General features: G+C 72.6%; 12 protein-coding genes. 3 read left to right on the forward strand and 9 right to left on the reverse strand.

The features are described from left to right. Positions 1 to 18: 18 nt before the first annotated feature. The 8 genes from NIE111_RS26395 to NIE111_RS26430 form a co-directional block, all read right to left on the reverse strand. Complete coding sequence (locus tag NIE111_RS26395) at positions 19 to 777, reverse strand: type III pantothenate kinase (protein WP_238687018.1); 759 nt, start codon at positions 775 to 777, stop codon at positions 19 to 21. A 17-nt stretch (positions 778 to 794) separates the two neighbouring features. Then, complete coding sequence (gene nadC / locus NIE111_RS26400) at positions 795 to 1691, reverse strand: carboxylating nicotinate-nucleotide diphosphorylase (RefSeq protein WP_238687019.1); 897 nt, start codon at positions 1689 to 1691, stop codon at positions 795 to 797. A gap of 53 nt (positions 1692 to 1744) precedes the next feature. Further along, the gene (locus NIE111_RS26405; RefSeq protein WP_238687020.1) at positions 1745 to 3442 is read right to left on the reverse strand and encodes an L-aspartate oxidase; all 1698 of its coding nucleotides are present in this window, start codon (positions 3440 to 3442) and stop codon (positions 1745 to 1747) included. A gap of 108 nt (positions 3443 to 3550) precedes the next feature. Then, entirely contained in the window at positions 3551 to 4447 is an 897-nt protein-coding gene (locus tag NIE111_RS26410) for a septum formation family protein (RefSeq protein ID WP_238687021.1), read from the reverse strand. A gap of 96 nt (positions 4448 to 4543) precedes the next feature. Then, positions 4544 to 4972: an aspartate 1-decarboxylase gene (gene panD / locus NIE111_RS26415; RefSeq protein WP_030327945.1), complete on the reverse strand. Its 429-nt coding sequence runs from the start codon at positions 4970 to 4972 to the stop codon at positions 4544 to 4546. 43 nt (positions 4973 to 5015) lie between these two features. Continuing rightward, positions 5016 to 5864: a pantoate--beta-alanine ligase gene (panC, locus tag NIE111_RS26420; protein ID WP_238687022.1), complete on the reverse strand. Its 849-nt coding sequence runs from the start codon at positions 5862 to 5864 to the stop codon at positions 5016 to 5018. A gap of 55 nt (positions 5865 to 5919) precedes the next feature. After that, a complete protein-coding gene (locus tag NIE111_RS26425) occupies positions 5920 to 6894 on the reverse strand; it encodes a Rossmann-like and DUF2520 domain-containing protein (protein ID WP_238687023.1) in 975 nt (324 codons plus the stop codon). A gap of 112 nt (positions 6895 to 7006) precedes the next feature. Further along, the gene (locus NIE111_RS26430) at positions 7007 to 7612 is read right to left on the reverse strand and encodes a TetR family transcriptional regulator (protein WP_238687024.1); all 606 of its coding nucleotides are present in this window, start codon (positions 7610 to 7612) and stop codon (positions 7007 to 7009) included. A gap of 47 nt (positions 7613 to 7659) precedes the next feature. Here NIE111_RS26430 and NIE111_RS26435 point away from each other — a divergent pair, with 47 nt between their 5' ends. The 3 genes from NIE111_RS26435 (at position 7660) to NIE111_RS26445 (ending at position 11167) form a co-directional block, all read left to right on the forward strand. Beyond that, entirely contained in the window at positions 7660 to 8610 is a 951-nt protein-coding gene (locus NIE111_RS26435; protein WP_308193753.1) for an SDR family oxidoreductase, read from the forward strand. Positions 8611 to 8675: 65 nt separating this feature from the next. Continuing rightward, entirely contained in the window at positions 8676 to 9983 is a 1308-nt protein-coding gene (locus NIE111_RS26440; protein ID WP_238687025.1) for an SAM-dependent methyltransferase, read from the forward strand. Beyond that, positions 9980 to 11167, forward strand: a complete 1188-nt coding sequence (locus NIE111_RS26445) for an NADH-quinone oxidoreductase subunit D (protein WP_181539454.1) — start codon at positions 9980 to 9982, stop codon at positions 11165 to 11167. The genes NIE111_RS26440 and NIE111_RS26445 overlap by 4 nt, the downstream gene beginning before the upstream one ends. 18 nt (positions 11168 to 11185) lie before the next feature. Here NIE111_RS26445 and NIE111_RS26450 read toward each other — a convergent pair whose 3' ends face one another. Beyond that, entirely contained in the window at positions 11186 to 12838 is a 1653-nt protein-coding gene (locus tag NIE111_RS26450) for a hypothetical protein (protein ID WP_238687026.1), read from the reverse strand. Positions 12839 to 12852: the final 14 nt, after the last annotated feature.

Here is a 12852-nt window from a genome sequence, read left to right on the forward strand (position 1 = left end):
GCCCGACGGCGGCCGGGGTCACAGGTTGCGGTCGTAGACCATCCGCAGACCGATCAAGGTGATCATCGGCTCGTGGTGGGTGATGCTGCGACACTCGTTGATCACCAGGGAGGCGAGGCCGCCGGTGGCGATCACCGCCCGCACCTCGCCCAACTCCTCGGTCATCCGCTCGACGATCCGGTCCACCTGTCCGGCGAAGCCGAAGTACAGGCCGGCCTGGAGGCACTCCACGGTGTTCTTGCCGATCACCGAGCGGGGCTTGGTGGCCTCGACCTTGCGCAGCTGAGCGGCCCGGGCCGCCAGCGCGTCGAAGGAGATCTCGATGCCCGGGGCGAACGCGCCGCCGAGGAACTCACCGCGCTCGCTGATCACGTCGAAGTTGGTGGTGGTGCCGAAGTCCACCACGATCGACGGACCGCCGTAGAGGGTGTACGCGGCCAGGGTGTTCACCACCCGGTCGGCGCCGACCTCCTTCGGGTTGTCGATCGCCAAATGCACCCCGGTCCGCACCCCCGGCTCGACCACGACGCTGGGCAGGTCGGCGTAGTAACGACTGAGCATGGTGCGCAGGGACCGCAGCGCGGCCGGCACCGTGGAACAGGCGGCCACACCGGTGATCTCGACGTTGTCCCCGGCGAGCAGACCCCGGAACATCAGGCCCAGCTCGTCCGCCGTCGAGCGGGCATCGGTCTTGATCCGCCAGGAGTGCACCAGCTTGTCGCCGTCGAAGGTCGCCAGCACGGTGTTGGTGTTTCCGATGTCGATGCAGAGCAGCACGCACGCAGCCTAGACAACTACTCCGTGCGCAGGTCCAGCGCGATGTCCAGGATCGGCGACGAGTGCGTCAGCGCCCCCACCGAGAGGAAGTCCACGCCGGTGGCCGCGTACCGGCCGGCCACCTCCAGGGTCAGCCCGCCGGTCGCCTCCAACTCCGCCCGGTCACCCACAGCGGCCACCGCCCCGGCCAGCACCTCCGGCGTCATGTTGTCGCAGAGCAGAAAGTCCGCACCGGCCTCCACCGCCTCCACCGCCTCGTCGACAGTGGTCACCTCGACCTGCACCGGCACCTCCGGGAACGCCTCCCGGACCCGCCGGTAGGCCGCAGTGATGCCGCCGGCCGCCAGCTTGTGGTTGTCCTTGATCATGGCCACGTCGTAGAGGCCCATCCGCTTGTTGGTGCCGCCGCCGGCCCGCACCGCGTACTTCTCCAGCGCCCGCAGGCCCGGTGTCGTCTTGCGGGTGTCCAGCACCATCGCCTTCGAGCCGGCCAGCGCGTCCGCCCAGGCGCGGGTGTGGGTGGCCACCCCGGACATCCGGCAGAGCAGGTTGAGCGCCGTCCGCTCGGCCGTCAGCAGCAGCCGGGTCGGGCCGGTCACCGTCGCCAGCACGTCGCCGCGGGCCACCCGCTCGCCGTCGCGGGCCAGCACCGACACCTCGACGGTACGACCGAAGCCAGTCACCTCGCCCACCAGCTCGAACACGGCGGCGGCCACCGCCATCCCGGCCAACACCCCGTCCGCGCGGGCCACCAGGTCGGCGGTGTCGGTCTGTTCCGCCGGGATGGTGGCCACGCTTGTGACATCCAGGAAATCCGGGCCCAGATCCTCGACCAGCGCGCCCTCGATCACCTGCCGGACGTGCGCCGGATCCAACCCGGCCGCCCGCAACGCCGTCTCCGTCGACTCGATCATTGCCATCTCCGTTCGCGACTGCGGGGCTCGCAAGACCGGCTCACTCCTCGCGCTCACTGTGAGTTTCCCTCCCACTGTTGCGTCACCCGGCCCTGCGCCCCGACCGCCCCGACCAGATGGCCCAGCCACCGTTCGTCGGCCGTCGGGAAGTCCTCCCGCCAGTGGCAGCCCCGGGTCTCACCACGGGCGTACGCGGCGGCAACCAGCGTCGACGCCACGGTGAGCAGGTTCGTCGCCTCCCAGTCGGCGGTCCGCGGCCGGCCCCGGGCAACGCCCAGCTCGGTCAAGGTCCCGGCCGTCTCGGCCAGCGTCGCCGCGGATCGGAGCACCCCGGCCCCCCGGGTCATCGCCCGTTGCAGGGTCGGCGTCACCTCCGCGGGCAGCACCCAGCCCGTCCCGCCACGCCACGCGCCGGTCTCCGCTGGCTGGGCCTGCTCGGGCAGGCCGGCAGCGATGTCCTCGGCGATCCGCCGCGAGAAGACCAGACCCTCCAGCAGCGAGTTGCTGGCCAGCCGGTTCGCGCCGTGCACGCCGGTGCAGGCGACCTCGCCACAGGCGTACAGGCCCGGGATGGAGGTACGGCCGCGCAGATCGGTGCGGACCCCGCCGGAGGCGTAGTGGGCAGCCGGCGCCACCGGGATGAGGTCGGTCGCCGGGTCCACGCCGATCGCCAGGCAGGACGCCACGATGGTGGGGAACCGACCGGCCAGGAAGTCACCGCCCAGATGCCGTGCGTCGAGGAAGACGTGGTCCGCGCCGGTGGCCAGCAGCACCCGGTGGATGCCCTTGGCCACCACGTCCCGGGGTGCCAGCTCAGCCAACTCGTGCTGGCCCACCATGAACCTCTTGCCGTCCGCGTCCACCAGGTACGCGCCCTCGCCGCGCAACGCCTCCGAGACCAGTGGCTGCTGCGCGTGCCCCGCCCCGGGCACGCCCGCGCCGGACGGGGTGATCAGGGCGGTCGGATGGAACTGGACGAACTCCACGTCGGTCACCGCCGCACCGGCCCGCAGCGCCAGCGCCACCCCGTCCCCGGTCGAGACCGCCGGGTTGGTGGTGGCCGAGAAGATCTGCCCCATGCCGCCGGTGGCGAGCACCACGGCACGGGCCAGCAGCGCGCCGACGCCGTCCTCGCTGCCCTCACCCAACACGTGCAGGGTGATCCCGCAGGCCGGGCCCAGCCCGTCCGGGCCGTCGCCGGGCGCCCGCAGGAGATCCAGCACGAGGGCGTGCTCGACCAGCCGGATCCACGGGTCGCGCTGCACAGCGGCGTGCAGGGCCCGCTGCACCTCCGCGCCGGTGGCGTCGCCGCCAGCGTGCACGATCCGGTCCGCCCGGTGCCCGCCCTCACGGGTCAGCATCAGCGAGCCGTCCGGGTGACGATCGAACTCGGCGCCGATCCGCATCAGCTCACGGAGCCGGGTCGGGCCCTCCTCGACCAGCACCCGGACCGCCGCCGGGTCGCACAGCCCGACCCCGGCTACCTCGGTGTCCCGGGCATGCGCCGCCGGGGTGTCGGCCGGGTCGAGCACGGCGGCGATGCCGCCCTGCGCCCACCGCGTCGAGCCGTCGTCAATGTTGACCTTGGTGACCACAGTGACGTGCAGACCGGCCTCACGCAGGTGCAGCGCCGCGGTCAACCCGGCCACGCCGGAGCCCACCACGATCACGTCGGTGGTCTCCACCCAGCCGGGCGCGGGCGCGGCCAGCAGCGCGGGCAGGGCAGGCAGGTCGACGGTCGGGAGGTCCATCCCCCCAGTCAACCCGAACCATCCTCGCCCGGGGCGGCGGGGGCGGGACGAGTGTTTTGGGCGACCCCGTCCGGCGCGCGCCGCGCCGCGCCGACCGTCAGGCAGTGGTCACTTCGTCCGGACCGGCAGACCAGCCGGGCCTGCGCCCTTCAGCGAGGCGGTCACCGTACGGTCGCTGAGCCACAAATAGCAGCGGACGCCCCGATCACCGACCTTCCAGCGCCCCGCTCCCGGCGGACGGACCACCACACCGCTGCGGAAGCGCAGCTTGGCGTCGTCCGGTACGCCCGCGTACCGGGCCAGGACGGTGCGACAACCCGTGTAGAGCGGCAGCCAGTCGGCGTCCCGGGTCGGGTACGCCAGGTCCGGTGCGCGCCACACCCCGACGAACTCGGCGTCGTGCTGTTTGCCGCACTCCACCGGGGTCAGCGTCTGCACACCCCGGCCGGCGCCACCGCGGGTCTGCTGGCAACCGAGGCGCAACCCGCTGGGGCCCTTCAACGCGTCCCGCAGACTGCCCGACCGGACCACCACTGTGGCCGCCGCCTCGACAGTGGTCAGCTCAGTGAGGTCGCAGCGAAACCACCGGGAACCCGCCGCCCACCCCGGCCCGTTGGGCAGCGCCACTGACAGCCGCAGCCGGCCGGACCGCCAGTCGTCACCCACATAGCCGGTCGCCCGGGTGTCGCACTCGGCGAACGCACCCCGCAGCTCGGCCGAACCACCCGCCGGAGCGACCGTCCGCTCGGCCGGGAAAGCCCCCACGTGCACGGTCTCCAGACGGTGCGGCCCGGCGCAGTCCACCGGCTCATAGCTGGCCAGGCTGACCAGATCGGTGAAATCGGCGGCGTGACACACACCGGCGGCCGGGGTGAACGCCGACGGTGCCGGCAACGCCGCCCAGTCATCGGTCAGATCACCGTCCAGGCCGCCGGACCCGGCACAGCCCACCAGCAGCGCCGCCGCGACAACAGCGGCGAACAGGGTCGTCATGGCACGGCGCATCGCGGCCTCCCCCAGCCACCGACCGGCTTCCGCCAGCGTGCCCAGGGTAACCGGAAATGACCTTCTGGTGACAGACCGGAATCGCGGTACGCGGGATCAGACTCCGGACACGGCCAGCGGGCTGGGCACCGGGTTCCCGGCCGTGCCGGGCGCCGCCGCAGCCGGGTCGGCACCCAACTCGATGACCCGGTTGTCGGCGTCGACGTGCACGACCCGTGGCCGGTAGGACCGGGCCTCGGCGTCGTCCATCTGCCCGTACGAGATCAGGATGACCAGGTCGCCGGGGTGCACCAGGTGCGCGGCGGCGCCGTTGATGCCGATCACGCCACTGCCCCGCTCGCCCGGGATCACGTACGTCTCCAGCCGGGCGCCATTGGTGATGTCCACGATCGCCACCTGCTCGCCGGGGAGCAGGTCGGCGGCGTCGAGCAGATCCTCGTCCACAGTCACCGATCCGACGTAGTGCAGGTCGGCCTGGGTCACAGTGGCTCGGTGGATCTTCGACTTGAGCATGGTCCGCAACATCGAAGTGGCCTTTCGCGGTATCGGTGGGGGTGGTACGGCCGGGTCAGGGACGCGGGGCGAGGTGGATCGCCGCGTTGTCGATCAACCGGGTGGCGCCCACCCAGGCGGCGATCACCAGCCGGGCCGGCCCGGCCACCGGCCCCGGTTCCAACTCGGGATCGGTGAGCACCAGGTAGTCGAGGCGGGCACCGGGCGTACCGGCGCCGAACGCGGCGTGCGCGGCGGTCAGCACCGCGCCCGCGTCCAGGCCGTCGTCGGCGGCTTGCGCCCCGGCCCGCAGCGCGGCGGACAGACTCAGCGCGGCGGCCCGCTCCGGCTCGCTCAGGTAACGGTTGCGGCTGGAGAGAGCCAGCCCATCCGGCTCCCGGACCGTCGGCACGCCGACCACCTCGACCGGCACGTCCAGGTCGCGGGTCATCCGCCGGACCAGGGTGAGCTGCTGGTAGTCCTTCTCGCCGAAGAAGGTCAGGTCCGGTCGGGTGAGCTGGAGCAGCTTCAGCACCACTGTGAGCACCCCGTGGAAGAAGCCGGGGCGGCTCGCCCCCTCCAACTCGGCGCCGAGCGGGCCCGGATCGAGGCGTACGCGGGGCTGACCGTCCGGGTACATGTCCGCCACCGACGGGGCGAAGACCAGATCGGCGCCCGCCCGCCGGCACACCTCAAGATCGGCGTCGAGGGTGCGCGGGTAGCGGTCGAAGTCCTCGTTCGGCCCGAACTGCAACGGGTTCACGAAGACCGTAACCAGCACGTGGTCGGCCTGTTCCCGGGCCGCGCGCAGCAACGTCTCGTGCCCGGAGTGCAGTGCGCCCATTGTCATCACCACCCCGACAGTGCCTTTCAGCCCGGCCCGGGACTCGGCCAACTCGGCGCGCGTGTGCACCACCCGTGTCACAGCGACACCTCGGTTCGCGACTGCGGGGCTCGCAAGATCGACTCACTCCTCACGCTCACGCAGCCACCTCCCGACCGCTGTCGGCCAGCACGCCGAGCAGCGACTGTGCGTCCACCGGCCGCAGCCGACCGGCGGCGATCGCCCGGTCGGCGGTACGACGGGCCAACGCCAGGTACGCGGGGACGGACTCCGGTGCGGTGGCCGCCAACCGGGCCAGGTGCCGCTGCACGGTGCCCGCGTCGCCGCGGGAGACCGGGCCGGTCAACGCGTCGTCGCCGAGCCGCAGCGCGTTCTCCAGGGCGGCCCGCAGCAGCGGGGCGAGCACCTTCTCCGGCCGGGACACCCCGGCGTCGCGCAACCGGTCGGTCGCCTCGTTGACCAGGGTCACCAGGTGGTTAGCGCCGTGGGCCAGCGCGGCGTGGTAGAGCGGGCGGTCCGACTCGGCCACCCACTCGGGCACGCCACCGAGGTCGGCGACCAGCCGGGCAGCCAGCGGGCGCAACTCGGCCGGGGCGGTCACCCCGTACGAGATGCCGTCCAGCCGGGCCAGGTCGTCCGGCGTACCGGTGAAGGTCATCGCGGGGTGCAGGGCGAGCGGCCGGGCGCCGGCCGCGACGGCCGGCGCCAGCACGGCCAGGCCGTGCGCTCCCGAGGTGTGCGCGATGATCTGGCCCGGATGCAGCGCGCCCCGCTCGGCGAGGTCGGTCACCACACCGGCCAGTTTGTCGTCCGGCACCGCGATCAGCAGCAGGTCGGCGGCGGCGTGGGCCACGGCGGTGACCGGGCGGCGAGGGACGTCGGGCAACAGCAGGGCGAGGCGGGCGCGGCTGGCTCCTGAGTTGCCGGAGACGGCGACCACAGGGTGCCCGGCGGCGGCGAGCGCGGCGCCCAGCACGGCGCCGACCCGACCGGCGCCAACGACACCGACGGTGAGCAGACGGGAGGTGGCGCGGGCGCCGGGAACGGCGCTATCCCACGAGGCGGCGGGCCCGTGCGGGCCGGCCGGACGCGGGCGCAACGGTGCGCTCATGACGACGATCCAGTCCTCGAGAAGGGGTACCGGTCGATCGCAAGTATGCGCCCGGCCTACCGAACCCGGACAAGCATGTGTGAAAACCTTCACCACCGCCGGAAGGCCCTCGTCAACGCCTTCCCGGAGCGGACGTGATCGCGCGGAGCTCCGTGGCCACCTCGTCGATCAGGTCGGCGAGCGAGGCGTCATCGTCGGACGCGACCCAGCGGGCGTACGCCACGCGGAAGACCGTGCCACCCGACTCGGTGGCCAGCGTGGCCGTGGTCTCGTCGAGGCCCTTGGCGCGGAGGGCTGCGCTGACGGCGGCCAGCAGTGCGCCCGTCTTGCGCAGTTCGCGCTCCTGCAGCTCCGGGCTGCTCTCAATGATCGAATGGCGCATCCGGACCAGCTCACGGCGGTCGGCGAAGATGTCCACCGCCATCTGACGGAAGGCGGCGATGACCGCCTCGAAGGGGGCGGCGTCCGTGTCGGCCACCACCTTGACGAGGGCCTCCTCCACGCGCTCGCTGCCGCTGAAGAGAGCCTCACGCTTGTCGCCGAGGAGCCGGTAGAAGGTGCGTTTGTCGAGGCCGGCATGGGCGGCGATGTCGGCGACAGTGGTCTGCTCGAAGCCGCGCTCGCGGAACAACTCGAAAGCAGCCGCTTCCAAGCGGCCGCGCGCGTCTGGTTGCCAGCGAGCCATGTGGCGATGGTAGCCGATGTCACGCTGCGACATTATTTTCCCCTGAGCCATGTCACATGGCGACATCGCGAGGTACGGTCATGTCGCAAGGTGACATTGCCCCTACCCGCGAAGGAACCACCATGCGCGTATTCGTCACAGGCGCCTCCGGCCATCTCGGCTCCGCAGTCGTGCCGGCACTGCTCTCCGCCGGACATGAGGTCGTCGGTCTGGCCCGCTCCGAAACGTCCGCCGCCGCGATCGAGAAGCTCGGCGCTGAGGCGCGCCGCGGCGACCTGTCCGACCTCGACCTGCTTCGCGACGAGGCGGCCGCCTCCGACGGGGTCATCCACCTGGCGTTCCGCCACGACCTCATGCTCAACGGCGACATGGCCGGCGCAGCCGAGGCCGACCTGGACGCCCTCACGGCACTAGCCGACGGGTTGGGCGGCTCCGGCAAACCCCTGGTCGGCACGAGCGGGACGGCCATGCTCGCGATGGGCGGCATCGTCGGCCGCCCCGGGACCGAACGCGACGCCTTCCCAAGCGGCTACCGGATCGACGCGGAGAATTTCGTAGTCGACCTTGCCTCTCGCGGTGTGCGCTCCTCCATCGTCCGGCTCGCGCCCACAGTGCACAGCTCGCTCGACCGCTACGGCTTCATCACCGCCATCATCGCCACCGCCCGCCAGAATGGGTACGCCGCATACGTCGGCGACGGCGCCAACCGGTGGCCGGCCGTGCACACGCTCGACGCGGCAGAGCTCTACCGTCTGGCCCTCGAAAAGGCCCCGGCCGGCACGCGCCTGCACGCAGCCGCCGACGAAGGAGTCCCCTTCCAGCAGATCGCCACCGTCATCGGCCGCAGCCTCGACATCCCGGTCCGGAGCATCGGCCCCGACGAGGCAGACGACTACTTCGGCTTCCTCGGAGCGTTCGCCCAGATGGACAATCCGACGTCGTCCGCGATCACACGCGAACTGCTGGGCTGGGCCCCTGCCCGCCCCGGCCTGATCGCCGACCTGGACGAGGGGCACTACTTCCAGGCGTGAACCACGAACGGCGGCCCTGACCGTAGGGTCGGCACTGTGACCCACGCTCAACTCGGAGTGGACTGATGTCGATCCTGTGGCGAGACGCGATGAGTCGGGCGCTCTACGGCCCGGGCGGCTTCTTCGTTAGCGGTACCGGGCCGGCCGACCACTTCCGCACCAGCGTGCACGCGTCCCCCGCCTTCGCCACCGCCCTGCTGCGCCTGATCACAGAGGTGGACGCTGCCCTCGGTCACCCTGACCGGCTCGACGTGGTCGACGTCGGGGCTGGGCGTGGGGAACTGCTGCAAAGCTTGCTCGGGCTCGTCGCGCCTGGGGACGCCGTCGGGCGTGCGGTGGGGGTTTCCGGGGAGCCCACCCGCTCCGGGCGGTCAGGCTTGATCCCTCCGCGGGCGGGCTCCCCGGAAACCCTGACTCCCACGGCCCCCGTCCGTCGGTCGCCCGACGAGCCGTCGTCGGTCGCCGCCCGCCCGCCACTCGCGGACCGCGTGCGCTTCACAGCCGTCGAGTACGCGGACCGCCCCGAGAACCTGCCCGAAGAGATCACCTGGACAGCCGAGATCCCCGCCGGGATCACCGGAGTGCTGCTGGCCACCGAGTGGCTGGACAACGTCCCGCTGGACGTCGCGCTGCACACCGAGGACGGCTGGCGATACCTGCTGGTCGACCCCGACAACGGTGCCGAATCAGTTGGTGAGCCGGTCAGCCCCGATGATCTCGACTGGCTCAACGCCTGGTGGCCCAGCCCCGCAACCGTGCCCAGTACGGACAGTGACCCGGATCTGGGAGTGACCTCATCGGGCGCGACAAGCGGAAGCGAGTCGGGTTTCGGGGCAGCCCGGTCGGCGCAGGGATCAAGCCTGACCGCCCGGAGCCGGCCGGGCTGCCCCGAAACCCCCAGCAGTGACTACCGACGAGCCGAGATCGGCCGCTCGAGAGACGAAGCCTGGGCGCAGGCGTTAACAAAGATCGAGCGAGGGCTGGCGGTCGCGGTCGACTACGGGCACCTGCGGGAGAGCAGACCGGTCGACGGGACGTTGACCGGGTACCGGGGTGGGCGGCAGGTGCCCCCCGTGCCCGACGGGTCGAGTGATGTCACAGCGCACGTGGCAATGGACTCGGTGGCCTCCGCTGGTGCGGCGGTCGCCCGGTGCGCGTACTCCCTGGTCTTGCAGCGTGAGGCGCTGCGGGCGCTCGGGGCCGACGGCGGGCGACCGCCGCTCAGCCTGGCCGGCACCGACCCGGTCGGGTACGTGCGGGCGCTGGCCACCGCGTCGGCGGTGGCCGAGCTGACCGACCCGGCCGGGCTCGGCGGGCACTGGTGGTTGCGCCAGCCGGTCGGCATCCCGCTCGGGCCGGCCGTGGCACGATGACGGGCATGACCACCGACGCCGGGGACCTTCGTGAACTGACCGTCGGCACCGGGGCCGGGCTGATCGCCGGCACCGGCGATCAGCAGCTCGGCACCGACATGGTGCTGAACATCGGGCCGCAGCACCCCTCCACCCATGGTGTGCTGCGGTTGAAGCTGGTGCTCGACGGCGAGCGAGTGGTCGCCTGCGAACCGATCGTCGGTTACATGCACCGGGGCGCGGAGAAGCTCTTCGAGGTGCGTGACTACCGGCAGATCATCGTGCTGGCCAACCGGCACGACTGGCTCTCGGCGTTCTCCAACGAGCTGGGTGTGGTGCTCGCTGTGGAACGCCTGATGGGCATGGAGGTGCCGGAGCGGGCCACCTGGCTGCGGATGGCCCTCGCGGAGCTGAACCGGGTGCTGAACCACCTGATGTTCCTCGGCTCGTACCCGTTGGAGATCGGGGCGATCACGCCGATCTTCTACGCCTTCCGGGAACGCGAGACCATCCAGGCGGTGATGGAGGAGGTCTCCGGCGGCCGGATCCACTACATGTTCAACCGGGTGGGTGGCCTCAAGGAAGAGGTGCCCTACGGGTGGACCGGGCGGGCCCGGGCGGCGATCGGCGAGGTACGCCGGCGGTTACCCGACCTGGACCACCTGATCCGGCGTAACGAGATCTTCCTGGCCCGTACCGTCGGCGTGGGCGTGCTGTCCGCCGCGGACGCCGCTGCGTTCGGCGCGTCCGGCCCGGTGGCCCGGGCCTCGGGGCTCGACCTGGACCTGCGCCGCGACGACCCCTACCTGGCCTACGACGAGCTGGACGTTCCGGTGGTCACCAAGACCGCCGGGGACTGCCACGCCCGTTTCGAGGTGCTGCTCGACCAGGTGTACGCGTCACTGGACCTTGCCGAGCAGTGCCTCGACCGGGTGGACCGGCTGACCGGGCCGATCAACACCCGGCTACCGAAGGTACTCAAGGCGCCGGAGGGGCACACGTACGCCTGGACGGAGAACCCGCTCGGCATCAACGGCTACTACCTTGTGTCGCGGGGTGAGAAGACGCCGTGGCGGTTGAAGCTGCGTACCGCCTCGTACGCGAACGTGCAGGCGTTGGCCACCCTGCTCCCCGGCTGCCTGGTCCCGGATCTGATCGCGATCCTCGGCTCGATGTTCTTCGTGGTCGGCGACATCGACAAGTGACCCGGGTCGCCTGACCGGTCACCGCCAGCGGTCGGCGGGTGGCGCACCGCCGGCACGCGGTACGTCGTCCTGCGGCGGGTAGCCGTAGCGCTCGTCGACCCGTCGACGGCCGGTCCGTTCCGGCTCGGGTTCCGCCTGGTGGCCGCGTTGGCGTGGCGGGCGCCACTTGTCCGGCACCGGCACACCGCCCACCGGCAGCGCGGGCCGTCCCGGCTCGGCCCGCCGACCACCGTCGTGGCGGCGCGGTTCGTCATACCGGCCGGCGTCCTCGTAGCGGCGCGGCTCCTCGTGACGGCGCGGCTCCTCGTGACGGCGCGGCTCCTCGTGACGGCGCGGCTCCTCGTGGCGGCGCGGCTCCTCGTGGCGGACGGCGGCCCAGCGGTCGGCCACCCGGTACTCGGTGCCGGTGGCGTCGGCGTGCACCTCGGCCCGACGCTCGCCGACCCGCACCTCGCGACCGTTCTCGTCGTCGCGGACGGCGGCCCACCGGTCACCGCCCCGCAACTGCGACCAGTACTCGCCGGTGTCGTCGGCCCGCAGCGGCGGCCCGGCCTGCGCTGCCGGGGCGCCCGCCCGGTCACGCTGCTCCGACCAGCCCCGATCGTCAGCACTGTCCCAGGATTCCGCCGCCGGCCTCTCCGGGGTGCGGTGTGACCGGGCGGTTGGGGCCGCCTCGTCGGGCTGGGCGTACGCGTCGCGCCGATCCGTCCACTCCGGTTCGTCGCGGCGGCCCGTCCAGCCCGGCTCGTCGCCGTACCCGGCCCTGGGGTGCTGCTCCGGCTCGCTCCTCGCCCTCCCGGACGGGCGAGGGGGCTGATCGACGTCGCCGCCCCGGTTCCACTCCTGCGCGGGTGGGGTCCACTGACCGGCGTACCCGCCGCCGTAGCGCCCGGCCGGCTCGGCCGGGCCGCCGTCCACCACCGTGTGCCGGGTGGTGACGTGCACGGTCTCGGTGTGTCGGACCACGCCGCCCGGCCGGTGCGCAGCCTCGGGGCGGTCGTGTTCCCGGGGGCGAGCTGAGCCGTACGCGGTGGGGGCCGGCCGCTCCCCGCCGTACGTCCCGGCGGGGGCCGGCGGTTCGGGGGCCTCCCGGGCGTACGCCGGCTCGTCGTCGTCCGGGTGCTCGGGGCGCCCCCAACGGGACGCGTCGTCGGGGCTGGACACCCGGACGCGGCCGGCCGACGCGTCGCCCCGGGAACGGACCACGGGCTTGTCGTCCACCGGCGGCTCGACGGCGGCCACCCGCGCCCGCCCGGCGCCCGCCGGTTCGACGGCGGGGGCGGCACCGGCGAGGGCGGCACCGCTGGCGTCGAGACGGCGGCGCACCGCGGCGATCCCCTCGTGGGCCCGTTGCGCCTGATCGAGCGCCTGGTTACCGCGCTGGGCGGCGGCCACGATCTCGCCGCGCAACTCCCGACGCAGTTCCTCGATCTCGTCAAACAACTCGTCGGTCCGCGCCGAGGCGTCCTCACCGTCGGGCCGCAACGCGATGGAGAGGCCGATCAGCACCACGGCGAGGATGGCGAGCACCGCGGCGAAACGCAGCGGGCCATTGCCGTCGGCCACCAGCAGGATCAGCGCCGCCACCGGCGCGAGAGCGACGCCCGCCCAGAAGAGCATGGTCAGCAGCGGTGGTTGACGCCGGGCGTCAGAGGTGGCCGGGGCTGGCATGGATGTGCAGCCTA

It is taken from the genome of Micromonospora hortensis (assembly GCF_022230935.1).
In the GTDB taxonomy this organism is placed as follows: domain Bacteria; phylum Actinomycetota; class Actinomycetes; order Mycobacteriales; family Micromonosporaceae; genus Micromonospora; species Micromonospora hortensis.

What these genes read in the sequence shown, in the direction of transcription:
- nadC (WP_238687019.1), bottom strand. Translation starts at nt 1,691, where the DNA reads ATGATCGAGTCGACGGAGACGGCGTTGCGGGCGGCCGGGTTGGATCCG.
- NIE111_RS26405 (WP_238687020.1), bottom strand. Translation starts at nt 3,442, where the DNA reads ATGGACCTCCCGACCGTCGACCTGCCTGCCCTGCCCGCGCTGCTGGCC.
- NIE111_RS26410 (WP_238687021.1), bottom strand. Translation starts at nt 4,447, where the DNA reads ATGCGCCGTGCCATGACGACCCTGTTCGCCGCTGTTGTCGCGGCGGCG.
- panD (WP_030327945.1), bottom strand. Translation starts at nt 4,972, where the DNA reads ATGTTGCGGACCATGCTCAAGTCGAAGATCCACCGAGCCACTGTGACC.
- NIE111_RS26425 (WP_238687023.1), bottom strand. Translation starts at nt 6,894, where the DNA reads ATGAGCGCACCGTTGCGCCCGCGTCCGGCCGGCCCGCACGGGCCCGCC.
- NIE111_RS26430 (WP_238687024.1), bottom strand. Translation starts at nt 7,612, where the DNA reads ATGTCGCAGCGTGACATCGGCTACCATCGCCACATGGCTCGCTGGCAA.
- NIE111_RS26435 (WP_308193753.1), top strand. Translation starts at nt 7,660, where the DNA reads ATGTCGCAAGGTGACATTGCCCCTACCCGCGAAGGAACCACCATGCGC.
- NIE111_RS26440 (WP_238687025.1), top strand. Translation starts at nt 8,676, where the DNA reads ATGTCGATCCTGTGGCGAGACGCGATGAGTCGGGCGCTCTACGGCCCG.
- NIE111_RS26445 (WP_181539454.1), top strand. Translation starts at nt 9,980, where the DNA reads ATGACGGGCATGACCACCGACGCCGGGGACCTTCGTGAACTGACCGTC.
- NIE111_RS26450 (WP_238687026.1), bottom strand. Translation starts at nt 12,838, where the DNA reads ATGCCAGCCCCGGCCACCTCTGACGCCCGGCGTCAACCACCGCTGCTG.